Annotated in this window: 22 protein-coding genes and 2 pseudogenes; 12 read left to right on the forward strand and 12 right to left on the reverse strand. The window is 69.1% G+C overall.

What is annotated here, in order from left to right; translation table 11 throughout:
- Positions 1-54 precede the first annotated feature (54 nt).
- Positions 55-786, reverse strand: coding sequence for an SDR family oxidoreductase (locus ABT171_RS34810; RefSeq protein WP_351250398.1), 732 nt, complete (start codon positions 784-786; stop codon positions 55-57).
- A gap of 79 nt (positions 787-865) precedes the next feature.
- Entirely contained in the window at positions 866-1996 is a 1131-nt protein-coding gene (locus tag ABT171_RS34815) for a cytochrome P450 (protein WP_351250399.1), read from the reverse strand.
- A 736-nt stretch (positions 1997-2732) separates the two neighbouring features.
- Here ABT171_RS34815 and ABT171_RS34820 point away from each other — a divergent pair.
- The 4 genes from ABT171_RS34820 to ABT171_RS34835 all read left to right on the forward strand — a co-directional run bounded on the left by ABT171_RS34820 (position 2733) and on the right by ABT171_RS34835 (position 5087).
- On the forward strand, positions 2733-3584 hold the full coding sequence (locus ABT171_RS34820) for a TauD/TfdA dioxygenase family protein (RefSeq protein ID WP_351250400.1): 852 nt from the start codon (positions 2733-2735) through the stop codon (positions 3582-3584).
- Positions 3585-3841: 257 nt separating this feature from the next.
- Entirely contained in the window at positions 3842-4591 is a 750-nt protein-coding gene (locus ABT171_RS34825; protein ID WP_351250401.1) for a glycosyltransferase family 2 protein, read from the forward strand.
- A 98-nt stretch (positions 4592-4689) separates the two neighbouring features.
- Complete coding sequence (locus ABT171_RS34830; protein WP_351250475.1) at positions 4690-4845, forward strand: transposase; 156 nt, start codon at positions 4690-4692, stop codon at positions 4843-4845.
- Positions 4806-5087: a hypothetical protein gene (locus tag ABT171_RS34835; RefSeq protein WP_351250402.1), complete on the forward strand. Its 282-nt coding sequence runs from the start codon at positions 4806-4808 to the stop codon at positions 5085-5087. Before ABT171_RS34830 ends, ABT171_RS34835 begins: the two co-directional genes overlap by 40 nt.
- 189 nt (positions 5088-5276) lie before the next feature.
- Here the strand turns inward: ABT171_RS34835 and ABT171_RS34840 are convergent, their stop codons facing one another.
- From ABT171_RS34840 to ABT171_RS34855, 4 genes are all read right to left on the reverse strand, one after another.
- Entirely contained in the window at positions 5277-5942 is a 666-nt protein-coding gene (locus ABT171_RS34840; protein ID WP_351250403.1) for a hypothetical protein, read from the reverse strand.
- Between the two features lie 111 nt (positions 5943-6053).
- Positions 6054-6503 (reverse strand): NUDIX hydrolase, encoded by a 450-nt coding sequence (locus ABT171_RS34845; RefSeq protein WP_351250404.1) that lies wholly within the window; start codon positions 6501-6503, stop codon positions 6054-6056.
- On the reverse strand, positions 6500-7879 hold the full coding sequence (locus ABT171_RS34850) for an MFS transporter (RefSeq protein ID WP_351250405.1): 1380 nt from the start codon (positions 7877-7879) through the stop codon (positions 6500-6502). Before ABT171_RS34850 ends, ABT171_RS34845 begins: the two co-directional genes overlap by 4 nt.
- A gap of 276 nt (positions 7880-8155) precedes the next feature.
- The gene (locus tag ABT171_RS34855; protein ID WP_351250476.1) at positions 8156-10024 is read right to left on the reverse strand and encodes an ABC transporter ATP-binding protein; all 1869 of its coding nucleotides are present in this window, start codon (positions 10022-10024) and stop codon (positions 8156-8158) included.
- Positions 10025-10612: 588 nt separating this feature from the next.
- Here ABT171_RS34855 and ABT171_RS34860 point away from each other — a divergent pair.
- Entirely contained in the window at positions 10613-11245 is a 633-nt protein-coding gene (locus tag ABT171_RS34860) for a Rossmann-fold NAD(P)-binding domain-containing protein (protein WP_351250406.1), read from the forward strand.
- 183 nt (positions 11246-11428) lie between these two features.
- Here the strand turns inward: ABT171_RS34860 and ABT171_RS34865 are convergent, their stop codons facing one another.
- Positions 11429-11668, reverse strand: a complete 240-nt coding sequence (locus ABT171_RS34865; protein ID WP_351250407.1) for a hypothetical protein — start codon at positions 11666-11668, stop codon at positions 11429-11431.
- 403 nt (positions 11669-12071) lie between these two features.
- On the opposite strand from ABT171_RS34865, the gene ABT171_RS34870 reads away from it, so the two are divergent.
- Positions 12072-12560, forward strand: coding sequence for a hypothetical protein (locus ABT171_RS34870; protein WP_351250408.1), 489 nt, complete (start codon positions 12072-12074; stop codon positions 12558-12560).
- Between the two features lie 857 nt (positions 12561-13417).
- Here ABT171_RS34870 and ABT171_RS34875 read toward each other — a convergent pair.
- Positions 13418-13612, reverse strand: coding sequence for a hypothetical protein (locus ABT171_RS34875; protein ID WP_351250409.1), 195 nt, complete (start codon positions 13610-13612; stop codon positions 13418-13420).
- On the opposite strand from ABT171_RS34875, the gene ABT171_RS34880 reads away from it, so the two are divergent.
- On the forward strand, positions 13611-13949 hold the full coding sequence (locus ABT171_RS34880; protein ID WP_351250410.1) for a hypothetical protein: 339 nt from the start codon (positions 13611-13613) through the stop codon (positions 13947-13949). The genes ABT171_RS34875 and ABT171_RS34880 overlap by 2 nt on opposite strands.
- Positions 13950-14105: 156 nt before the next feature.
- Here the strand turns inward: ABT171_RS34880 and ABT171_RS34885 are convergent, their stop codons facing one another.
- A complete protein-coding gene (locus tag ABT171_RS34885; protein ID WP_351250411.1) occupies positions 14106-14267 on the reverse strand; it encodes a hypothetical protein in 162 nt (53 codons plus the stop codon).
- 155 nt (positions 14268-14422) lie between these two features.
- Between ABT171_RS34885 and ABT171_RS34890 the strand changes: the two genes are divergently transcribed.
- The 3 genes and pseudogenes from ABT171_RS34890 to ABT171_RS34900 all read left to right on the forward strand — a co-directional run.
- On the forward strand, positions 14423-14830 hold the full coding sequence (locus ABT171_RS34890) for a hypothetical protein (protein WP_351250412.1): 408 nt from the start codon (positions 14423-14425) through the stop codon (positions 14828-14830).
- A complete protein-coding gene (locus ABT171_RS34895; protein ID WP_351250413.1) occupies positions 14827-18600 on the forward strand; it encodes a type VII secretion system-associated protein in 3774 nt (1257 codons plus the stop codon). Before ABT171_RS34890 ends, ABT171_RS34895 begins: the two co-directional genes overlap by 4 nt.
- A gap of 306 nt (positions 18601-18906) precedes the next feature.
- A pseudogene (locus ABT171_RS34900) lies at positions 18907-19354 on the forward strand (ATP-binding protein); the annotation flags it as partial.
- A 116-nt stretch (positions 19355-19470) separates the two neighbouring features.
- Here the strand turns inward: ABT171_RS34900 and ABT171_RS34905 are convergent.
- Entirely contained in the window at positions 19471-20325 is an 855-nt protein-coding gene (locus ABT171_RS34905; protein WP_351250414.1) for a patatin-like phospholipase family protein, read from the reverse strand.
- A 97-nt stretch (positions 20326-20422) separates the two neighbouring features.
- Here ABT171_RS34905 and ABT171_RS34910 point away from each other — a divergent pair, with 97 nt between their 5' ends.
- Positions 20423-20608: a MerR family transcriptional regulator gene (locus tag ABT171_RS34910; protein WP_351250415.1), complete on the forward strand. Its 186-nt coding sequence runs from the start codon at positions 20423-20425 to the stop codon at positions 20606-20608.
- A 100-nt stretch (positions 20609-20708) separates the two neighbouring features.
- Here ABT171_RS34910 and ABT171_RS34915 read toward each other — a convergent pair.
- Together ABT171_RS34915 and ABT171_RS34920 are read right to left on the reverse strand one after the other, a co-directional pair.
- Positions 20709-20836 (reverse strand): annotated as a pseudogene (locus tag ABT171_RS34915) (helix-turn-helix domain-containing protein); the annotation flags it as partial.
- On the reverse strand, positions 20811-21137 hold the full coding sequence (locus ABT171_RS34920; protein ID WP_351250416.1) for a hypothetical protein: 327 nt from the start codon (positions 21135-21137) through the stop codon (positions 20811-20813). The gene ABT171_RS34920 and the pseudogene ABT171_RS34915, both read right to left, overlap by 26 nt.
- Positions 21138-21363: 226 nt before the next feature.
- Between ABT171_RS34920 and ABT171_RS34925 the strand changes: the two genes are divergently transcribed.
- Positions 21364-22416, forward strand: coding sequence for a hypothetical protein (locus ABT171_RS34925; RefSeq protein ID WP_351250417.1), 1053 nt, complete (start codon positions 21364-21366; stop codon positions 22414-22416).
- The last annotated feature ends 89 nt before the right edge of the window (positions 22417-22505 follow it).

The following is a 22505-nucleotide window of genomic DNA, read 5'->3' on the forward strand; positions in this document are numbered from 1 at the left end:
GTCCAGCGGGCGCGAGGGGAGGCGTGGGGTCAGCGTCTCCTTCGCGCCGTGTCCTCAGCCGACTCCTCCGCAGGCGCTGATGTTCTGACCTGTCAGCCATGAGGCCGACGGGCTGGCGAGCCAGACGATGACCTCGGCAACCTCCGCAGGGGTGCCGACCCGGCCGAGCGAGGCGAGGCCCGAGGCCCAGGTCCGGTCGTGCTCGGGCATGAGCGCCGTTTCCGTGAAACCAGGAGAGACGGTGTTCACCGTGATCGCGCGTGGCCCGAGCTGCCGTGACAGTGAACGCGCGAACTGCTCCACCGCCCCCTTGCTGCCCAGGTAGAGCGGAGTGTTGGGCAGCAAGAGCCGGGTGCCCACCGTCGAGACGGCGATGATGCGACCGCCGTCGGGGAGGCGGAGAGCGGCCTCGCGCAGAGTGAGGAAGGCACCCTTGGCATTGACACCGAAGACGTGGTCGAAGTCCTTCTCCGTGCTCTCGGTCAGGGGCTTGGTGACCACCACTGCGGCATTGGCGACCACGATGTCCACGGCGCCGAAGGCTGCCTCCGCCTCGTCGAACAGCCGGCGCACCTCCCCCTCCCGGGCGACGTCCGCGTGAACGGCCATGGCTCGACCACCGGCCGCCTCGACTTCCGCCACGATCTCGTCGGCAGAGCCCTCGTCCTTGACCCAGTTGACGACCACGTGGGCCCCCGCCTCGGCGAGCCCACGCACCACGGCTCTACCTATGCCCCGCGAGCCGCCGGTCACCACTGCTGTCTTGCCGGTGAGGGAAGGAGACATGGGAGGATTCTCCGTGCGCCACCGCACACCCCGCCAGATCTCTTCCCGCCATACAACTGCCCCGGCCGCGGCGTCGGGGTCACCAGGCGATCGGCAGGTCGCGGACCCCGTAGACGAACTTCTCCGTACGGAATGACAGCTCAGATAGCGGCCGGTCCAAACGAAGTCGGGGAAACCGCTGGAGCAACGCCGGGTACGCCACCTGGAGCTCCAGACGAGCGAGGTGCTGTCCCAGGCACTGGTGAGGCCCGTGACCAAAGGTGAGGTGACGGCGTGTCATCGAGCGACGCACATCCAGCCGGCCGGCATCCTCGAACACCTCAGGGTCCCTGTTGGCGAGGTCGCCGGCGAAGATGACCGGATCACCGGCTTTGATCACGTATCCGTGCAGGCCGATGTCGGCGACCGCCACCCGACGCCGTCCCATGTGCGTGACGGAAAGGTACCGGAGCAATTCCTCGACCGCAGTCGCCACCTGGTGAGGACCGCCGTCCCGGACGAGGGCCAGCTGGTCGGGGTGCTGGAGCAGCGCGCAGATGCCCAGCGCGATCATGGCGGTGGTCGTCTCCTGGCCGGCCGCCAGCAAGAGCCGTGCCTCACGCGCGCATTCCTCACGTGTGGTCCGGCCAGTGGCCAAGTGCTCGACGGCCAGGCGGCTGAGCAGATCGTCCTCGGGAGCGTTGAGCTTTTTCTCGACCAGTTTGCCGAGGTAGGCGGTCAGCGCACAGGACGCGTCGAGCGCAGCCTGAGGCGTACTGCGGGTGTCCACCACCACGGCGTTCGCCTCCTGGAAGAACCCCCGGTCCGCGTACGGCACCCCCAGCAACTCGCAGATCACCCTGACCGGTACGGCCATGGCAAATGCGGAGACGAGATCCGCAGGCGGCCCCGCGTCCTCCATGAGATCCAGCAACTCGGCGACGATCTGTTCGATACGCGGCCGTAACCCGGCCACACGCCGCACAGAGAATTCACCCATGAACTTACGCCGTGCTGCGGCATGATCGGGATCATCCATGCTGATGAAGGTGCGGTTGTGGTCGCGTGTGGCGTCCTCGGCGGCGCTGACGGCCGGATAGGAAGGATGAGTGTCGTCCGCGCTGATGCGCTTGTCCCTGAGCAGCGCGACCTGGTCGGCGTAGCGGGTGACGAGCCAGGCCGTGGTGCCGTTCCACAAGGTGACCTTGGAAATCGGCGCAGTCGCGATCAAACGTGCTCGCTCAGGAGGCGGGTCGAAGGGACGTCCCGGCACTCGCCGTGTCGTCCAGGCGGCCGGTTTCAAGGGCGGCTTCGGCGGTGGCTCCGGCATGATCCGTCCTTCCGTAGGAAGACGATCCGGTCGGACCGTAACAGGCGCGAAAGCTGCACAGAAGGTCACACACGCACAGGACATGCACTTCCGGACACATCCACGCCGTGAAGAGACCCCACCCCACCACATGGCGAGCCCGGACATGCCCGTGCAACCTGGCGCGGGTGCAAGCGGCACTCGAGGCCACACCGGCAGAGCGGGAACGGACCGGGGGCACGTGTGCCCCTGCGTCGGCGGCTCGAAGACTGCGACGCGATGGCGCGGTCGACGGCGGCACAGCGCTGCTCAGCCTCCGCGTTCCATCACATCTGCGGATGGTTCGGCCGTGACTTCGCCGAGCCTTCCGCAAGTCCAAGCCCTTGTGTGAACGCACGCTACCAGAAGGCGAGTTACGGGCACGCCTGTTGTGGCGCGGGGCGATCTGTCGGGTGCCGTGCATGCCCAGTAGGCTGGCATCGACTCCGAGTCGAGGTGCATCGTCACGCGAGGCTTCGTGCAGCGCGACATGCAGCCGCAAGACACCTGCTCTACCGGGGGGTTTGCTACTCCCCGGGACGTCGAACGCGTGACGGCGACGTGGACGCCAATCAGGCCCTGCGCCGCATGACCTGCTATTCGAGGCGGAGGTCGGGACGTGAAGGTAAAGCGGCTGGGGACCTATGTCGGCGCCGTCGTCGAAGGTTTCGCGCTCGACGGGAACGACCACTCGCAGCGGGATACCATCCGGGAACTGCTGCTGGAGCACAAAGCGCTGTTCTTCAAGGCACAGAACTTGAAACCGAGCGAATTCGTAGCGGTTGCTCGCAACATCGGAACCCCAGAGGTTCATCCGTTCCTCTCGGGCGACGAGATGATGCTGAACGGGTTCTCGCTCTTATTTCCGTACGCAGAGCACCCTGAGATCAATGGCGTATACCACGACGAGAAGAACACGCGTGATTTCAAGTCCTGGCACAGTGACCAAGTCTGGCACCATGCGCCGAGTTCCGTCACGATGCTGCGGAGCGTGCTGGCCCCGCCAGTCGGCGGAGACACCTGCTGGGCCGACATGTCCGAGGCGTACAACTCCCTGTCCGAGTCGATGAAGCGTGATATCGACGGCCTGCAGGTGGTCCACGACTGGGTGCAGAGCTACGGAACGGCCTTCGAGGGCAACGAGAGTGCGTTCCGTCGGCTGCGGAAATACTATCCGGCCCAGATGCATCCCCTGGTCCTACGCCATCCATGGAGTGGCGAGAAGGTCTTGTTCTCCAACAGAGTATCGGCGGTCCGCATCGAAGGTTTGCCAGAGGCGGAAAGCCGCTCTTTACTGGACATGCTCCATCTACGGGCGTGGCTTCCCGAATTCCAGTGCCGGTTCCACTGGGAAGAGGGAGACGTCGCGATATCGGAAAATCTGGCCACGCAACACTACGCGGTGTCCGACTACTGGCCGCATCCTCGAAAACTGGAGCGGATTACCCTGGCGGGCTCCCCACTCCAGTGACAGGTAGAGAGTTCCCATACTCGTACCCGGCTGACGGTGAGACGTCGAGCTCCTGGCCGCCGCCGGCCAGTTCCTGGTCAGTGACGGCGAAGGGCGCGCAATGAGTCCCGCCTGGTCTCGGCAAGAGGGTCCTGGCCACGACACAGTCATACGCCTACCGCTGGTGAGAGAAGAACAGCTTCAGCCACGCATACTGCCGCCGATCACGCCGAAGGCCAGAGATGACGAACGCAGCCCAACAGAGAATCTCTTACTGCGTGACCTGCAAGAACCGGTTGTGGCAGCTCCGCGAGACCTTGCCGGAGAACTTGGCGCGAGTGCAGGCCGACGGTAATGCGGAGATCGTCCTCATCAACTACAATTCGGACGACGAACTCGACGAGTGGGTGCGGAGATACCGGGAACAGATCGATTGCGGCTTGCTTCGCTACCTTCATGAACGAACCGCCCGATTCATCCACCTCCCCAAGGCGAAAAATCTTGCGCATCTTGGAGCCACCGGTGAGTTCCTGGTCAACTTGGACGGCGACAACTTCATCGGGGACACGATCCAAACTTGGCGTGCACTGTGGACCGCGTGTCATGACACCTTGATTCATGGCTTCTGTGCAGAAACTGATGCCTTCTGTGTCGGGGCCAGAGACGGCAAGCCAGCTGACGGAAACGGAACGTATGGAAGAATCGGTCTGCCGCGCTCGCACTTTATAGCCCTGGGTGGTTATGACGAAGAGATGCCACCGGCTTCACAGGAGGATGTTGATTTTATCGATCGGGCGCGCGCCCGCGGCATCAACATCGTGCGTTCTCCGCAGTCGGGGCGGGCGGCGATCTGCAACAGCATTGAAGAACGGCTCCAGTACTGCGGCAGCAGACTCGCGTGGCAGGACATGCGGAAAATTGCCGAACAGCGCCGACGGGAAAACCTGGAACTTGGTCGAATCACCGTCAATCGTGGCCGCTCACCAGTGAAGGTTCTACTCAACTTCACTGAGGAGATAGAGCTTTAAGGCCACGTCTTCAGAGATCATCTCGTGATGGATCATTGTGGCTGCGATAGGCCGGCCATGAACTCATCGACCTTGAGTGGGAGTTACGCGGTTTCCTGATACCGCGAGCCGTAGCGGGGCGACCTCGCGTCGAGGACCGGGAGATCATCAACGGCATGGTCTACAAGATCCGCACCGGGGTCTCCTGGCGCGCCCTGCGGACCTGTTACGGCCCGTGGAAGACGGTGTCACCCGCTTCCGCCGCTATGCCCTGAACGGTGTGTTCACCCGGGCCCTGCAGCAGATCCAGGCCCAGGCCGATGCAGCCGGCGACATCGACTGGCTGGTCCAGATCGACTCCACCGTCGTGCGCCCGCCAGCACGCCGCCGCTATCCGCCGAAAAGTCGGCAGCATCGGATCGGCGACGTGCGTCGTCCGGTCAGTGTCCGCAGCCGGGTGTTGGTGACAGTTGTCGCTGTTATGTGTCAAGTGTGGGCGTCAGTCGCATGCTTGTGACGAGGCGCCGTAGTTGGCACCTGAGCGACTCCCTGACCAGCACACATGCCAACCGTGCTGCGGAGCGGATCGCTCGATTAGGCGGTCTTGTTGGCACTTCCGTACAGCCGGTCGCCGGTCGCGGTACCTTCGATCAGGAGGTCTTCGCGATTGGCGATCTTGATGCCATCTATCGCGCTTCGGTGCCAACTACAGCGCCTCGTCACAATGCTCAACAGATGCCGGGCGCAGCCCGTTACGGCCGGGCCACTGGAACACGAGGCGGCAGTAGGGCTTGTGCAGGACGTCCCCAGCAGGCAGCTCGCGGTCGGCGGTGCCGACCGGGTACACGGTCAGGACAGGGTCGTTTTGTTTACCGTCGTTCTTGCGCACGGCGTGATCCCAGGCTCTCACCGTGGCCGCCAACTGCTCGGCGCGCTGCGCGCCGTGCTGTCCGAAGCCGTGGACGACCCACTCCCACTCCTTTTCGGCAGGGCTGTCACCGTGCCGGGTCTGAACATGGACGAGGTAGGCCAGTGAGGCGTCGCCGAGGATCGCCGGCGCATCGCCGTCCTTCGCGATCTGGGTGGCGCCTGTGCCTTTGTCCCGGTGGGCGGACAGACGGACGAAGCCGGGCAATGTGGTGGCCGCGTAGAGCTGCAGCGAGCCGAAGTAGAAGCCCGCCTCCATGGTCCCGTCGGTGGCGACCTGGTAGCGCGGCCCGCGCAGCGCCTCCTCCAATCCCTCCGTCGTGGCCGGGGTGCCGTCTTCGCATCGGAGCTTCAGCTCGCCGTCGGGGAGGTCCACGACCGGGCGGGCGTGTTCGTCCTGGGCGCGGAGGAATCCGCAGTGGATGAACTCTCGCGCGTACAGCACCTCACCGCGCCGCTCGAACGCGATCGCCCTGGTGTATCCATGGCTCGCAAGAGGAGTCCGGCTGTCGGGCGGCTTCAGGACCGGGCCGGTGCGGGTCCATCTCCGGGGCGCTCACTTCCGCCGCTCCCAGCCGGTCTCGGTGTACAGCCGGCCGGCACGAATCCCCTCGATGGCCGCTCGGGTGTAGGGAACGGTCGGCTCGGGCAGGCCGGCGACAGGCCACCAAGCCCAACGGAGGCACTTGTCCGGCTCCAGCACGCGGGGCTCGCCCTCCCACCGGCTGGGCCGGAAGAACAGCTGAACGCGCGGAACGGCGTCCTCGTGGTCGAGGAGTTGCACGGTATGCACGAGGGTGAGGTCTTCCTCGGCGACGACCAGCTTCGCCTCCTCCCTCGCCTCCCGTGCCACGCAGGTCCGGGCCGGTTCTCGTTCCACATGGCCTGTGAGCAGATGCCACTGGCCGCCCGCGTATGCCGAGTCCGGGTGCCGCTGCCCGAGCAGCACCATGCCGTCCCGCTCCAGGTACAGGTGGCCGCCGATCACGTTCAGTTCCGCGCTCACGCCGTACCACCTCCGCCCACCGCGGGATTGCGCTGTGCGTCGCCGGCGGGGGCGGCGCCGGGTGAGGGGACGGGTGGTTGCATGAGTGGATCTCCTGGATGGGAGGGGACGGGCTGGGCTCCGGGCATCTGGCGGAGGCTGCGTAGTGGGGAGCGGTAGAGGACCACGAGGGGGACGAGGAGCAGGCAGGTCCCGACGATCATGGTGGGCCGTACGCCGATCCGCGTTCCGAGGCCGCCCGCGACCAGGGCGGCCACCGGCCGGGCGCCTGAGGTGAGCCAGGTACTCACGGCCTGCATGCGGGCCTGCATGTCATCCGCGGTGACGACCTGACGAATGGTGCGCTGGGTGGTTCCCGCCGCCGCGGCGCAGGCCAGCTGGAGAATCAGGGCGGCGCCGATGCCGATCTGCCAGGCCAGGGCTGAGGAGGCGAGTAGCAGCGGGATCTGGGTGAGCGGGGTGAGCGCGAGCGCGACGAGCATCATCGGCCCGGGCCCGTACCGTCGCGCGAGCGCGGGGGCGGCAAGTGCTCCTGCCGCCGAGCCGAGGGCTCCCAGTCCCAGGACCACGCCGAAGGCGGTCGGGCTCATCGAAAGGGACCTGAGCAGGTACAGGGCCCACAGGGTGTTGAGGAGTGCCAGGGCGGCCGAGGTGGTCGCGTTGACCAGGGTCAGCGTGCGCAGCCGGTGGTCACGGCGTACGTACCGCAGGCCCTCACCGATCTCGGCGTGCAGACGGTGGGTTCCTGCTCGCGTTCGGGGGGTCTCGCGTGTCTGGATGCGGGCGGTGCACCAGGCGCTGACGAGGTAGGAGCCGACGTCACCGAGCAGTGCCCGGGCCGGTCCGAGGAGCGCGGTCAGGGCGGCGCCGATGTTGCTGCCGGCGGTGGCGGCGACGGCGAACAGGGCGCCGATACGGCTGTTGCTCCGTTGGATCAGGGACCGGTCGACCAGGCTGGGCAGGAGACTGATCGCTGCGGCATCATGCAGCACCCCTGCCGCACCCTGCACCGCGGCGACCACCATGAGCTGGGCCAGGGACAGCCTGTCCAGCGCCGCCGCTGCGGGCACGCTGGCCAGCGCGGCGGCGCTGACCAGATCCCCGGTGATCATCTGCTTCCGCTCGGAGTGCCGGTCGGCCAGCGCTCCGGCGTGCAACGCCAGTAGCGCGGGCGAGAGTTGGCCCATGAACGTGATCCAGGCGACCTGGGCAGGGCTGGCATCCAGTTGAAGAACGGCCAGCACGGGCAGGGCCATCGCGCTGATCGAGCTGCCGGCCACGCTGGCGGCCTGGCCGGTCAGGTATCGACGGAAGTCCTGGTGCCGCCACAGCGACCTCCGCCCGGCCGACGGGACGGGGTCACACGAGGAGGACATGACGTACCCCCTCGGCTGCAGTCGGGCGCACGCCCGGCACGACCGTGGTTGCGTGATCGTGTTGCTCGGGCATCCCAGGCACCGCGGTGTCCACGCCCGGGTCGCTGCCCCGGATACAGCCGCGGAGCAGAACCCCCTTTCGCCGCAGAACGGGAGCGCGAGATGGATGTGGGCCGGTCAGCGCATCGGCATCCGGACGGGCCGGCATGGCGGTGTGCTGTGTGCCCACTGTGGCGGACAGGTCTGTGAGCACGCTGCTCTTGCGCGGGCGTGTGCTCATGCGGGGGCCTGCTGCTGTTCGTCATCGTCCCGGGCATCCGAGGAGACCTGGCACGACAGCAGCTGCCGGAACAGACCCGGTTGCTCGGCCAGCTGTTCGTAGGTGCCCTCCTGCACGACCCTGCCCTGGTCGAGCACGACGATCCGGTCGGCTACGGCGACGCTGGTGATGCGGTGGGTCACCAGCAGTACCACCCGGTCCCGGGCAAGCCCCCGTAGCCGCTGGAAGATCCGGTACTCGGCAAGTGGATCGAGGTTCGCGGTCGGCTCGTCGAGGACCAAAAGCCCCGCCTGGCGGAAGAAGGCCCGTCCGAGAGCGATGCGCTGCCACTGGCCCCCGCTCAGTTCCTCCCCGTTGAGCCACTCGCGGGCGAGGAGGGTGTCCAGGCCGGCGCCGAGCTTGTCGATGACCTCGTCGGCGCCGGCGGCCTCACACGCATCGCGTACCGCCACGTCGCCACGCGCCGTGGGCTGCCCGAGGGTGATGTTCTCCCGCACCGTCAAGGGCCAACGTGCGTAGGTCTGGGGTACCAGGGCCACTTGCTTCCACAGCGCCTGCGGCTCGGCGTCGCCGGTGGGAACGCCATCCCACAGCACCTGCCCCTCGGTGGGCAGGTACAGGCCACTGATCAATTTCGACAGCGTCGACTTACCTGAGCCGTTGAAGCCGACAAGGGCGGTCACCTCGCCCTGGCGCAGGGTGAGCGTCACGTCGGACAGAGCGTCTTGACTCTTGCCCGCGTACCGGTGCGTGACCGACTTGACCTCGATCTTCTTCGGCGGCCCCGGGCGATGCGCACCCCGGCGCATGCGGAACCCTCCGGCCTTGTCCAGGAAGCCGCTCCAGTCGTCCATGTACAGACCCGTGCGCACGGCGCGCGCCCCTACCGAGACCAGACCGCGGACCGACTGGCCCACCGTCTGCAGGGCGAACACAGCCGTGCCGGCGTGTCCGACGCTGATGCGGCCGGTGGCCAGCAGCCACACGACCGCCGCCCATACGACCGCCGATCCCACGCCGCCGCACAGCGCGCCGATCAGGGACATGCGGGCTCCCTTGTCGGCGGCGGCGCGGTCCTCGCGGTTGATCCGGGTGACCGTCTGCCGGTACCGGCCGGAGAGGAATCCGGCCATGGTGCCGGCACGGATCTGGTCGGCAGCCTCCTTGGTGTAGATGTGCCAGCGCAGGATCGACAGCATCCGCAGGTCGCCGTTGCTGCGCAGATTCGCCAGATATCGCACACGAGCGGCGCTGACCTGTGCCAGGGCCTGCGGCAGGCTGGCCGCGACCAGAAGGGGGAGAAGGACCCAGTGCACACCGGCCAGTACGATCGCACCCGCGACGAAGGAGGCCGACGAGGCGATCAGGTCCTGCCCCTCGTCGATCAGGTCCCCGGTGACTTGCGCCCCGCGGTCGGCGGCTTCGCGGTCGTGGTTGAAGTCGGGCTCGTCATAGGCGCACAGCTCCACCTCGGCGCACCCGGTGAGCAGCATCTGCTCCGCCTCGCGCGACATCAGCGGGCCCAACCGGGAAGACAACCAGGAGACGGCGATCCCCAGAAGAGCGCGTACGCCGGCGGTGCCGGCCAGCAGGGCCACGGACGGCCACGCCTGAAGGAGCCGCTGGTAGACGTCTCCGCTGGTCAGCAGGGCGGTCAGGGTGCCGCTGATGGCGACCAGGCCGAGGGCTTGCATCACGCCGGTGACGGCCTGGCACAGGAGGAGACCGATGGTCGCCCGGCGGTCGACCCGCCACGCGAGAGCCAGTGACCGGCGTACCAGCTGCGGCAGCCGCCGGGCCATGTCGCGCATCCTGATCGAACGGCCGGCCGCTTCACGGCTGCCCGTCAGATCGACATACCGCATCTGCGGCTCGCTGGCGGCCGTTCCCGATGGTTCATCCGGCTCGGCTGCGGAGGACGCCTCGGGCCCCGACGCCGGTCCAGGAGGCGACGGAGAGGGCGTGGACTCCAGCGGGGCGGTGCGCGGCCCCGGGATGTCGTCGGGTGATGCATCGGTGGGCTCACTCATGCCGCCCACCCCGTATCCGGTCGCGCTGCGCGCGGGGTGGCGGCGTCAACCTGCCGCCCGGACCGTGCGGAGCACGGGACAGACGGCACGGGACGTTCGAATACGGCGGTGGGATTCTCGGGGACGGGCAGAGGATTCACGGAGTCCTCCAGTTGGACGCATGAGGGGTACTGGTGCTCTAACAACGGCCCCCGGACGGGTCTGTCACGGGCGAATCCGGGGCAGATCGTGGATGGATGTTCTATTGGGTCGCCGTGGTCAAGCGGGCCTTGTCGCGGGGTGTGCCTGCATCGCTCGAACAGCTCGGATCACCCCTTCGAGGTATTGCGGGGATCCCGTCGGGCGCGGTGCGGTCACCCCGGTCCTCGCAGCCGCTGCAAGCTGATCGCATCGGCCATCGGCCACGACGCGCAGCTGGTGAGGATGGCGCGGACCCGAGCGCTGGCCTTCGGCCCCGAGGAGCACTTCGTGCAGTCTTTGGGCATCCACACTGTGTTCTTCAGCCTGCCGAACCATCCGGGCCTGGACCACACCGGGCAGCTCTACGTCTCCCCGGGGAAAGCGGCCAACATGTTCGCCGGCGACGCAGGCGGCCGAGCCCGAGCAGCCCTGCACTTCGCCGCCGAGGAGCTCGCCTACGACCGCCACGGCACCGGTGAACAACAGAGGATCGTCGCCGAACGGTTCACCGGGGAGGGCTGGGAGATCCCGCGGCTGCTGGCACAGATGCGGAAGTCCGAGGACGTCTGGTTCGACGCCAACGTCCAAGTGCTGATGGACACCTGGTCCAGCGGACGAGTCGCCCTGCTCGGTGACGTCGGCTACTGCGCGGCCCGCACCTCGGGACGCGGCACGTCGCAGGCGCTGAACGGCGCTCACGTACTGGACGTGGACGGCGAGCTGGCACAGGCCCGCGGCGACCACCGGGCAGGCTTCATGGCCTACGAGAGGGCGATACGGCCCTTCGCCACCGAGCACCAGGCCGTGGACGCGAGGGCGCGCAGCGGTTCTTCATGCCCGCGCCCACCCAGGAGGTACTGGACATGCTCGCCGTGAACTCCCCGGAGAACACCCGCCCGGAGGTGGTCCGCCGCCCCGAGCTATGCGATGCGCCGACCTGCCGGAGGATCCGCCGGGTCAGCGATCGCCGCCTGCGCCGCCTGACTTGGGGAATCGAGACGTATGCCGACTGACCGAGGTCCGGCCGCAACCCCTGTGGCGGGCCTCTCCGCAATCCGGCTACGCCGCTGTCCCAGGGCCTGCTTCCCTGGGATCCCCCAACGGCCGGGTCAGCGCATCATCCTCGCTCATCCGGCGTCCCGGTTCCGTCTCGTCCAGTTCCCAGTAGTGCCGGCAGTCGTCGCACCGGTACACCGGGATCCCCGCGTCGATCGTCAGTACGGCCCCGTGCGGGCATCCGCTGCCGTCACCGCGGCCCGCACACTCCTGTTCCCAGGCGTCCCCCATGCGTTCGACCATGCGCCGCACCTGGGGTGGTCGGGCAGAGGGCGTACAGGGCGCACGGGCGCTCACCTCCGGCAACACACCCCAGCACCCGTCAGCAGCCCCACCCGCTTGCGTCCGGGGAGACCGGCCACCATCCCTCACGGACTTCGATTCGGCCGATGACCGGCAGGATCAGTGTGGGGACGTCGTTGCTCCGGAACACCTTCTCGATCAGCATGTCCACTCCCCATCCGATTCACGCATTCCTTGAACAGGGCCGGGCGGAGTCGCGGTCGCCGCTGCGCCAAGTGCCGCCGACCGTCGTATCGGGTGTACGCGCCAGTGAACTGCGGTGGTGGTCAGGGGAGTCGGTCAGCCAGCCAACGGCATGACTCACCTCCTGCGACGCTCAGCGATCATCTGAGATGGTGAGGTCATGCAGATGACCGAGCCGTTTGCTACGACTGTCGCAGCAGTTGCCCCAGTCATCATCGTGGCTGGATCAGTGGAGCTGGCCATCTACGGGAATTCCTTGCGCGATTGGAGTCGGCAGGTCGCTGTTCCCGTTTTGGAGGCTCTCGGTTCCGCTGGTGAGGGATTGACGGCCGGCGCACGGCAAGAATCAGCCAGAAGGCGATTACGGCAATCGCTGCGCCGACGGTGGCCGAAGGCGTTGACTCAATTTGCCAGGGCCGCCTTTGGGCTGGCGTGGAGTCTCGTGATGCTGGCGCAAGTCCTGGCAGAGGTGCTTGCGCTGGACTGGTTGAGCACGCCCCACGCGGGCCCCGACCAGACAGAGGCCAAGATCAGCGCATTGGCCATCGTCATCGGAACCGTTTGGATCGCCCTGTTTCCGGTGGCCCGCCTGCACTGGGCGCCCTATCAGCCAATATGGCACTGGTGGCTGAACCGAAACACTCGATGAGCCGGGTCGGTCGTCATCTTGGAGCGGGCTGGGGTCTCAGAGCCCGGCACCACGAGCTGCTTTGCTGACACGTCGCCCAGGCTGGGACCGCTGGCCCGTCGTAGCCTGATCGCGGCCACCAGCCGAGCCAGGACGGCACTCGTCAGGCGGGAGTTTCAGCTGTCCACCGCCACGGCACCCCAGAGCAGTTCGAGGGCCTCTTCCGCCTCGTCATCCGCGATGATGCCAGCGGCCGGGTCCCTGCGAGCCCTGCGGTGGTCTGGCCCGCCCCACGACCTCACGCCGGATGCACCGCCGGTTCGGTGGGACCGAGCAAACCCGGACCTGCCCGGGTGCGGTATGGCCGCACTACCCCGTAGGTTCGGGTTCGAGTCCCCTTCGGAGAACGCGAACCCACAGCCTTTCGCCAGGGAGCGCAGGACGTCCAGCGCCGCGCATGCATCGCCAAGCGCGCGGTGTCCGCCGCCCGACGGCAGGAAGTCCCACCTGCCCTCCCAGGCAGAGCGCTTGCGCATGATGTCCCCCCACGCTCCGCGGCCGCCCAGGTGGTGCGGATCGGCCCCCACACCCGGTGACAGTCGCTCATGGTGACCGCCTCGTCGTACTCCGCGTCGTAGTCGCGATCCGCTGCTCACGCCCACGGCCACGGCCCGCCCCCGCTGACCGGGGACGACCTGGAGCAGCATGCGGGGGAGGGGCTGACCGTCCTGCTCGGCACCGCCACCGAGTTCGTCCGCGCTCTGGCCGCCGGCCGAGGCGATCGCACCGGACACCTCCTCGCCTCCTGGAGGCGGCTGCCCGGCATCCAGCTGCGCCTGGAAACCTGCTGGCGCGGCCTCCCCGGCATCGGGCCCGCCTCACTGCGCCTGGCCGCCCGCGCCCCGACCCTCGTCGACCAGCTGGGTATCCCGGCCGTGCTGACCGACGCCGTCCGCCATGCCGATGCCGGCCAGCACCACCTCGCCGGCGTCCTGGACGCCGGCCGCCTGCGGCGTCCCGTCGACCGCCCCCCTCGACTCCGGCGAGCGCTGACTGAAGGGCCCGGCCGCCATGTACGAGATCGCCCGCCGGATCACCGTGGCCGCCGGTCACGGCGACGGCCGCGCGGCCCGCCTGATGGCCGCCACCCCCGACACCGCCGCCGACCCCGTGGAAAATCTCAGTCTGGGCCGTCCCCGCTTCCCCGAACCCGCCGCCGTCGGCGTCACGGGCAACCCCGAGCACGCCGCCCAGCTGCTGCGCGAGCGCGCCGAGGCCGACCTCATCCGCCGCGGCCTCGACCGCGACCCCTTCGCCCGTCAGCGCCTGGAGGATGAGCTCGCCTGCATCCGCACGCTCCTGCGCCGGCACGAGGCCATTCAGCCGTGCCGCGACGGGTCAGGCTCCTGAGCGGCACGAAGCGCGGCGACAACTTCGGCGAGCGCACCGTGGCGGTACACGCCTACAAAGAGCAGGGGGAATGCGATGTCACGCTTTCCCCGCGTGCTTCCTGCGGGGATGCTGCCATTGTCCGTGACCGGCTGCGAGTTCTACGGCCCGAGCGGTTCATGCGGCCTGGCCGCTGAGCAGGTTTCCAGCAGCGTCGGCCACTGGCTCAAGGACGCGAATGGCTGCTTTCTCAGCGGCAAACTCCAAAGCGTTCGGGCGGAAACCGACCTGGGAGTCCTGGGTGAAGACGACATGCGCCCGATGCGGGCTGGTCGTCATCGGGCTGGTCGTCATATGGGCGCCGGCGGCTCGCGGGACTTCCTCGTAGACGGCTGTCAGGGCGGAGCGCCTCCGCTGCGCCGGGGTACGGTAGATCTCAGGGGCCACTGCGCGCCGACCCGGGCGGAGGCCGGCCGAGCCGACGGAGGTCGCACATGGACGCCAGTCTGACCGCAGCGGAGATCACTCCCTACGTGGTGACCGCGATCGGCGCCTACGGGACCGCGGTGCTCACCCGGGTCAGGGAGCAGGCGGCGGACGCCACCGTCACGCTCGGGCGGGAGATCCTGCAGCGATTCGCGCGACGGAACCGGCATCGGGAGGAACTCGAATCCGCCGTCCGCGATCTGGCCGAGAACCCCCAAGACCCCGACTTCCAGGCCGCGTTGCGCGGACAACTGCGCCGTATCCTCGAACAGGATCCGGAGCTGGCCGGCGAACTCGGCGCGCTGCTGGCCCTGTCGGGCGCGCACGTCACGACTCTGGGTGAACGTGCTGTCAACGTCCGGCACATGACGGGCGGCACCGTCGTCACCGGCGATAACAACCGGATCAACGGGTGACAGGCGGCGTGCCGGGCTCGGGCGACCGCTGGGTCGCCGCGGAGCACATCGTCGACTCGGTCGTCGTGACCGGCGACGGCAACATCGTCATCTACTACGCCGACGGCCATCACGCCGAGCCGGAGCCGCCTGCCTCCCGTACCCACGCAGAGCGCCTGCTGTTCGGCCCGGAACCGGCCGCCCCGACGGACCGGCCGTGGACCTGGCTCGCTCCGGAGGCGGGGCTGCACCCCCTGGTGAGCCGGCCCGAGGAGGCGCAGCTGATCGAGTGGGCGCGCGACGGCCGTGGCACCGCGCTACGACTCGTCTGCGCACCCTCGGGCCAGGGCAAGACCACACTGGCTCTGCAGGTCTGCGCGCGGCTCCGCGGGCTGGGCTGGACCGCAGGCGTCCTCGACCTTGAGCAGACACCCAGTCGGTACCAGGGCGGCGGGGGAGCGGAGACGGGCTCGCTCGCCCGGTCGATCCGGCGCTGGGACCGTCAGCTGGCGGCCGTCGCCGCACTGCCTCGGCTGTCGGGCCGCGCCCTGCTGGTGGTCGACTCCGCGGAGGTACACCGCTCGCGCATCGAGGAACTGCTCCGCACGGTCACCGAACTGCCCACCGCGCACGGCGTGGCCCCGGTGAAGCTGCTCCTCCTCGCCCGGGACACCGGGGAATGGTGGGAGGAACTCTCCGTGGGCAGCCACCGGCATCAGTGGATCGAGCGGCGGGTCACGCGGTTGGGGCCCGTCACGGACGGCATGAGCGAAGCCCGGATCGGCGAGGTGTGGCGGGCCGCGGCCGCACGATTCACCGAGGTCGCCGAGCAGGCAGGGATGCGCCTCGCCCCCGAATCGGCGCACTCGATCACCAAGGGCCGCCCCGACGTCGTACCGACCACGCTGCACCTGTATGCCGCGGCACTCCTGCAGGTCCTCGACGCGGCCGAGGGACGGGCCGCCTCGCTGGACCATCGGGAGCACCCCATCGCCGGGCTGGTCGAGCATGAGCAGCGCTACGTGGCGGGCGCGTTCACCGCCGCCGGTCTGCCCCTCAGCCATGACCGCGCCCGCCTGCTCCTGGCACTGGTCTGCCTGTACGCACCACGGGACGAACAAGCAGCGGTGCGCACGCTGCAACGCGTCGAAGCGACCGCGGCGGAGGCAGAACTTGCCAGGAGGGCACGGCAGTTGCAAGCCCTCTACCCGGGCGGTGACCGATCGCTGTGGCGGGCCCCCGGCCCCGACCGGCTGGCCGACTCGGTCCTGCACACGCTCGCGGCCGGCAGCCGATCGGACACCGAGGCGGAGCGCCTGTTCGGCACCCTGTGCGCGACGGACGACTGGTTCGAGGGCAGGGACTGCGCCCGCGTCCTGATCAGAGCCATGGGGACGGCGGCCGAGGACGCGGCGGCCGCGCCGACGGTCCCCGAGCGCATCGGCGGGGCCCTGCGGGCGCTGATCCTCGACCATCCCCGGGGCTACGTGGCCGCCGCGCTGGAAACGGCCGCGGACCGGTTCGAGCAGCAGATCCGCGCGGCGGTCTCCGGACACAGCAGTGCAGCCCCCGAGTCCCGGCTGACCATCAGGGAACTGGAGGCACTCGACCTCCTGCTCCCCTTCCCGGTGGGCAGCGACAGCCGGGCCAGGATCGCCGTCGAGATCAGCGGCAGTCTCGTACAGGCGGCGACGCAGCCGTGGCAGGGCGAGGGACCCTGGCAGGCGAGCGCCCGGCTGACGAAACTCGCCCGGCACGCTCGTGGGCTCCAGCGGGCCGGCGACCCGGAGCGCGCAGCGACGGCGGCACAGGAGGCGGTCACCCTGGCACGCCGGATGCGGGAGTCCGGTGACGCGGCGGTCAACGGGCGTATTGCACAGGCCATGTCACGAGCCGGCCGCGAACTCGCCGCGGCAGGACTGGACGACGCGGCGCTGGAAGTCAGCACCGTCGCAGTGGACGGCGCCTGGTCGTCGCTGTCCTCCCCCGAGCCGCTGGACACCGCGGAGCGCGCCGCGATCCTGAACGCGCACGCCCTGCGGCTGTACGCCCTGGGGCGGACACACGCCGCCGCCGGATGCTCCGCGGAGGCCCTGTCGCTCTACGGCGAGGCGGCCCAACAGCACCCCGGGCGCTACGACTTGGAGCTGACGGGGGCACGTGCCGACTACGGCATGAAGCTCCGGGCGGCCCACCGGCCGCAGCAGGCGGAGCCCTATCTGGCCCAGGCTCTCGCCGCCTACCGGCGGCACCTGGCGGCGGACGACCGGCCGGGCATCCGCCACGCTCTGGTCCAGACGCTGCGCGCCTACGGGGGAGTCCTGCACGATCTCGGGCAAACGAGCCAGGCGATCCCGTACGCCGAGGAAGCGGTGGAACTCCAGCGCGCACTGACCGCACAGGACCCCGAGGCCCTCCTGGATCTCGCGGGCGCGCTCAACCAACTGGGCTCGACCCTGGCCGCGGCCGGCTCCCCGGAGGCGGGGCGCCGCCACCTGGAGGAGTCCGTCGGCGTGCTGCGGGGCATGGGCGGCGACCCGGGCACGGCGGAGGAACTGGCGAACGCGCTGGCCAACCTCGGGACGCTGTACGGCGAGTGCGGCGACCCGGCACGGGCGGTGCCCCTTCTCGAAGAGGCGTTGGCACTGAGGCAGGCCCAGGGTGCCCGCCCCGGCGGTTCGGGTCTCGCCACCACGGCGCACAACCTCGCGCAAGCCCTGCACCAGAGCGGACACCCCACGCGGGCACAGGCGGTGCGCGCCCGCTACCTCGATCCTCGGTCCGACGACCCCGGCCCTGTCCGCACAGCGGCGGAGGTCAGGGCCGAGGTCCCGCCGGTGACCGACGAACTGAGAGCCGCGGCACGACGCATGGCCGGGGGCTACCTGTACGCCATCGACCCCGCCTTCGATCCCCAGGGGGAGGTGCCCGGGTACGGCATTCGGGGCGCGTTCACCGTAGGAGCCGATGGCGAGATCACCGGATACGAGACCAATGAGCACTACCGCCCCTCGCCCCTCGCATTGAACTTTCCCACGCCCACGGATCCGCTGGACGAGGCCGCTCAGCTGGCCCTGACCGGTTACGGGCCGCAGTCGGCGGTGGAGCGTGCGCTCAGGTCGATCACGGTCGCGGTGGCGAAGGTGACCACCTCCGCGACGGCGGATCCGGAAACAGCGGTCTTCAGCTCACCGAGCCACCTTCCCGACGGCATCACGGCCACCCGCGTCTCCGGCGTGCAACTGCTGGCGTCGCTCCCGGTGGGCAGCACGATCCACATCAACCCGGCCTCACCGGTCCCCTACCGGTTCACCAGGACCGCGGGCCGCGCGGAAGAGGCCGGCGAACCGGAGCCGCCCCGCACCAGCGAGGCCGCCGCACCAACGCCGCCCTTGGAAGCACACCCGCAAACACCGCCTCCCGCTCCCGCGCCCGTCACCCCAACGGACAAAGTCGCGGGCCTGTGCGCCCGGTACGCCGCCGGCGAGCCCGTTCTCGACCTGATCGCGGCCGAACTGCGCAGAAGCCGCGTCTGGTACGTCACCTCGGGAGGCGACCGCCGTCACCTCGTCATCGCCTCGATCTACGACGGGCGCTCCGCCGTCTTCGTCTACAGTTCGCGCGAGTACGCCTCGACCGACGTGCTGAGCTTCGACACGAGCGCCCGGTTGTCCGAGGCGATGATGAGCGACCTGCTGAACGAGCTGCCCCCGGCGACGTATGTGGTGCTCAACAACGAGGGCCCGTATCCCCTCCAGATTTCCGCCTCGGCCCTGATGGCGTACGGCTGACCGGCCTTTCAGCCATCCGTCTCCGGGAGACGAACCGACTCTCATGGCGTAAGACGTTCCGCGGATCTCAGTGCGCCTTGGTCCGATGCAGCCGCTCGTGGTCAGCCCCTGGCGCCGCCGGTACGCCACCGGTCTTCGCATACATGTCCTGGTAGCGGCCGCGGATCCAGTTCAGGTGCGGCCCGGCGATGGAGGGGTCGGCCAGGGCGTCCCAGGACGCCCCAGGACTTCGCGCGGGAGCGCCGCACCTGCTGCCGCTGCCGGCAGAGGCGTTCGAGACAGCGATGACCTTCCAGCCGCGGGGGTCTGATCGGGGACTCCGGCACCGGCAGTCCCACCTGCTGATCGGCTTGGGCAGCGCGGCCGCCTTGGCTGGCTACCGCGTCCGCTACACCACCGCGGCGGCCCTGGTAAATGAGCTCGCCGAAGCCGCCGACGACAAGCAGCTCGGCAAGACCATCACCCGCTACGGACGCGTCGACCTTCTGGAAATCGACGAACTCGGCTGCCTCGAACTGGACCGGCACGGGGCGGAGATGCCTTCCAGGTTCTCACGGAGCGCTAGGAGAAGAACAGCATCGCGATCGCCTCCAACGAGGCCTTCACGGGCTGGTCAAAGACGTTCACCGACCCGCGGCTCTGCTCTGCGCGGCGACCGTCGACCGGCGCACCTTCAACGCCACCCTCATCGACCGGCACGGAGTCCTATCGGCTCGCTCGCACCAGGGCGAACAAGGCCAACGGGACGAAATAGACGCCCGTCCGGTGCGCCGGAAGGGAACGGCCCCGGCGGCCACCTCGGCTGCGACCTATTGGGCTTCTGAGCCAGGCCAGTCGCTCTACTTGACGAGGCTTGCTCCGACCGGCAATTCAGCGCGGGCTGAGAGACGTTGGTAGCGGGCCGGCGAGCGAGGCAATCGCTGTGAGCCCGTCCTCGTAGCCGAAAATCGCGGCGACGCCTCGTATATCCGGGTCGAAGGGGTCCGGGCCGAAGCCGACGCGAGCGCGTTCGGATGGCTCGATCAGCGTGGCACGCTCGAGGACCTGCTGACGCTCTTCGGTCAGGTACTGGGGCAGCTCCGGCGTAGGACGGATCACGATCACATGCTCGGCCGCTCGGGCGAGTTCGGCGTGGGTGAGGGAGAACGTACCGCCGTCGATGTAGTCCTCTCCTCCGATGCGCATCTCAGGCCACAGCCCCGGAACGGCGCAGCTCGCGGTGAGAGCGTCCACAAGGCCAACTCCTGAGGCGCTGGTGAAGACCGTGCGGCTACCGTCGGCGCGTACGGCGGTGATGTACAGACGATCGCTCGGCCAGGTGTCGCTCTTGACGCGCCCGGCGATGGCCGCACGGCGTCGCGACGGATCGATCCCCGCATGCTGCCGGGACAGCTGTATGAAGTGCCTGGTCTTCACCGCCGGAGAGTCCCCGCTGCTGTGGACGGCCAGGACGTCGGGGAGCACATCAGCCAGCGCTACAGCCGGAGCGAGTTCGTTGTTGCGGAGCGACTTGCGCACGATTCTGTCGAACTCGGCGCCCGCCGATTCGGCCTGAAGCACGGCGGCAGCCACCGCGGCGCCAGCCGACGTACCGATCACGCAGTCGGCGGAATCCAGCCGGAGCAACCCCTGCTCCTCCAGCGCCGCCAGGACCCCGATGGTCCAGCCGATGCCGGCGAGCCCACCGCCGCCGAGCACCACGGCCGTTGAGTGTCCGGACATCATGGCTCCCTCCCTGACGAACTGCCCTCTGGCAGCTCGTAGTCCGTACGCTAAACTCTGACATCCGTGTCAGAGTCAAGCCGCGCGGAGGCAGGCCTGCATGCGGATGAAGGACATGGTCGCTCGCACCGGCGTTCACCAGCGCCTGCTGCGCTACTACGAGGCAGGGCCTCCTCACTCCGAAGCGGCTGCCAAGCGGCTACCGGGCTTCTCCACAGCGGTGATCGCGCAGGCCCTGCCTTGCCTTACAGATGACGAGAGCGCCGCCGGGCTCGCCCCCGCCTGACCTGAGCTACTCGGCCACCTCAGGAAGGGGCGAGCACGCATGACCGAGGAGATCAAGGCCCTGCACAGCTCTCGCGCCATGCTGGACACGATCCGATCGCCACCGGTGCCACCTGCCGCAACGTCAGATACGTGCGCCAGTGCGCTGCCACCAGCAACACCCGGTCCTCCAAGGCAGCCGCCAAGGACGGCCACGCTGCACGTCACCACCACGGGACTTCGTGCGGGCGGCGGGGTCGCGGCCGGGTGTTGGTCCGGCTGTCGTGGACGGCCCGGACGAGGAGGCCGAGCTCGCGCAGGACGGCGATGTGCCGCTCCAGGGTGCGCCGGTTGATGCCGAGGCGCTTGAACATCGTGTCGCGGCAGTAGGCGACGTGCCCGACCCTCTGCGTCGTCGTGGGCGTCGCCCTGATCCGGTGGCCGCCGCCAGGGGAGGAGCACTGGCACGGCGCCGCCCCCGACCACTTCATGACGCACATCGCCCTGGGGGAGACCGACGACGTCACCTGGCTCGACCACGTCAGCGACACCGGATGCACCGCCGAACGACGCAGCAGCCGACGGGGCGAGGGCAGCGCACCTGTGCCGGCCGGTCGTGCACAAAAGTCGGTCATCTGTTGTCGAAATTGGCTTCGTTGCGGCATTTCACTGGTCGTGTTCGGAGAGAGATCGGATAACAACGTAAGCCGCCCTCGCGCGTGGCATGCGGATCGGTACGTTCGCGGCTCATCTTCCGGCCGTTCAGAGAGATATCGGATGAGTCATGACGACACGGCGTCCTGCGCGGGACTGGGCTGTGCCGGGCTGGTGTTGCTCCACGTCTGGGTTCCGGTCGGATACCTGCTCGCCGCCCCGGTGACCGTCCCGGCTCTGATGGCCGTCCAGTCGCCGCCGGTCCGCCCGCCCTTCGCCGCTCCCTGGATGCTGCTCGGCATCGCCCTGGCCGTCGCGGGCCTCGTGACGTGGCGCGCCGGGCATCGCCGGCGGGTGCGGGCGTGGCTGCTGCTCGCCCAGTCCGCGGGGCTGGTCACGCTGTCCGTCGTGGTGGCGCTGTGGGTGAGGTCGCGGGTCGAGCCGGCCGCGCTGCGCATGGCGAAGGGTGATGCCAAGGGCGTCTGGGGTCTGGTCGCGGAGGCGCAGACGCTCGCCGTCATGCTGGTGGCGGTGGTGTTCTTCCTCGTCGTCCGCAGGGTCAGTCCCGCGCCGCGGTCCCGTTGGGCAGCCGCCATGCGGCCGTTCAGCCAGCGCTTCCCCAGCCCCGGCGAGATCTGGTGGTGCCAGCCGAGCGGTGGGGGCAAGCACCGACCCTGTCTGGTGATCGACCGGGACGAGGGACGAGCCCGCGTCCTGCGGATCGCCCACTGGCGGGGTGAGACTTCCGACGCCTCCGTCGCCGTGCGGGACGGCGCGTGGAACGCTCGGTCGCGTGGCCACTCCAACTGGGTGAACGTGCGCAGCCACGAGGACGTGCCGCTGGCCGCTTTCGGACGGCAGATGGGCCTGTGCCCCCTCAGCACCTGGCGTCAGGTCCACAAGGTCGTCCGCGGGGAGTCCGGGGCGCGCCGGCGCCCCGTGACGTACCGGCACTCCCCGCGCCGGTATCCACGGCCCCTGCGGTGGCTGGGCCGCGACCCGAATCGGCCCGCCATGGCCGACGGGCCCGCACCCTGGGAGCCGGAGGGCGCAGGCGCGGCGCACGACCCGTCGGACTCCACCGCACGACAGCCCGCCGATCCCACGACGGATGCACCCGTACGACGTGCCCGGCGGCGTTTCCCGAGCATGGGCCGTCCGCCGGCCCGCCGCTGACGGCGCGTTCGCTCGCCCTCGTGTGCCCACCTCACCCTCTCCTGCCCCAGACCCCGCCTCGCCGTGGAGCCGTACGCCCCGGCGCGTGA

This window comes from Streptomyces sp. NPDC001851 (assembly GCF_040297165.1).
Taxonomy (GTDB): Bacteria; Actinomycetota; Actinomycetes; order Streptomycetales; family Streptomycetaceae; genus Streptomyces.

What these genes read in the sequence shown, in the direction of transcription:
- ABT171_RS34910 (WP_351250415.1), top strand. Translation starts at nt 20,423, where the DNA reads ATGCGGATGAAGGACATGGTCGCTCGCACCGGCGTTCACCAGCGCCTG.
- ABT171_RS34890 (WP_351250412.1), top strand. Translation starts at nt 14,423, where the DNA reads ATGGACGCCAGTCTGACCGCAGCGGAGATCACTCCCTACGTGGTGACC.
- ABT171_RS34885 (WP_351250411.1), bottom strand. Translation starts at nt 14,267, where the DNA reads ATGACGACCAGCCCGCATCGGGCGCATGTCGTCTTCACCCAGGACTCC.
- ABT171_RS34855 (WP_351250476.1), bottom strand. Translation starts at nt 10,024, where the DNA reads ATGCGGTATGTCGATCTGACGGGCAGCCGTGAAGCGGCCGGCCGTTCG.
- ABT171_RS34880 (WP_351250410.1), top strand. Translation starts at nt 13,611, where the DNA reads ATGTACGAGATCGCCCGCCGGATCACCGTGGCCGCCGGTCACGGCGAC.
- ABT171_RS34870 (WP_351250408.1), top strand. Translation starts at nt 12,072, where the DNA reads ATGCAGATGACCGAGCCGTTTGCTACGACTGTCGCAGCAGTTGCCCCA.
- ABT171_RS34860 (WP_351250406.1), top strand. Translation starts at nt 10,613, where the DNA reads ATGGCGCGGACCCGAGCGCTGGCCTTCGGCCCCGAGGAGCACTTCGTG.
- ABT171_RS34905 (WP_351250414.1), bottom strand. Translation starts at nt 20,325, where the DNA reads ATGATGTCCGGACACTCAACGGCCGTGGTGCTCGGCGGCGGTGGGCTC.
- ABT171_RS34865 (WP_351250407.1), bottom strand. Translation starts at nt 11,668, where the DNA reads ATGGTCGAACGCATGGGGGACGCCTGGGAACAGGAGTGTGCGGGCCGC.
- ABT171_RS34875 (WP_351250409.1), bottom strand. Translation starts at nt 13,612, where the DNA reads ATGGCGGCCGGGCCCTTCAGTCAGCGCTCGCCGGAGTCGAGGGGGGCG.
- ABT171_RS34850 (WP_351250405.1), bottom strand. Translation starts at nt 7,879, where the DNA reads ATGTCCTCCTCGTGTGACCCCGTCCCGTCGGCCGGGCGGAGGTCGCTG.
- ABT171_RS34925 (WP_351250417.1), top strand. Translation starts at nt 21,364, where the DNA reads ATGAGTCATGACGACACGGCGTCCTGCGCGGGACTGGGCTGTGCCGGG.
- ABT171_RS34810 (WP_351250398.1), bottom strand. Translation starts at nt 786, where the DNA reads ATGTCTCCTTCCCTCACCGGCAAGACAGCAGTGGTGACCGGCGGCTCG.